This window comes from Thermorhabdus hydrogeniformans, from assembly GCF_049310025.1.
In the GTDB taxonomy this organism is placed as follows: Bacteria; Bacillota; Thermosediminibacteria; order Thermosediminibacterales; family Tepidanaerobacteraceae; genus JBJYKD01.
Window position 1 is genome coordinate 1 of sequence record NZ_JBJYKD010000140.1, and the last position, 272, is coordinate 272.

The 272-nt window shown below is 45.6% G+C and carries 1 pseudogene; it reads left to right on the forward strand.

The features are described from left to right. Positions 1 to 272, forward strand: a pseudogene (locus tag ACKX14_RS15835) (hypothetical protein); the annotation flags it as partial.

Here is a 272-nt window from a genome sequence, read left to right on the forward strand (position 1 = left end):
CATCTCAAATATGCGCGGAACCGCAGAAATTCAGGCCTCTCAGGGCGTTGACGCATGGTTAGGCTATGGCGTCTATTTACCTGCAATTGAACGTATTTTTGCACTGCACCAAGGGGAAACGGAAGCTGAGTTTTATGACCGTACTCAATATCCAGCCGATGTTGTCAATGCTTATACCCTTTCGAATCATGAGATTGCCACGCTCATTGCTGCAGATAAATACAATCGTATTCATCAGCACAGCGTAGCAGTGAATACCTCATTATGGCCTT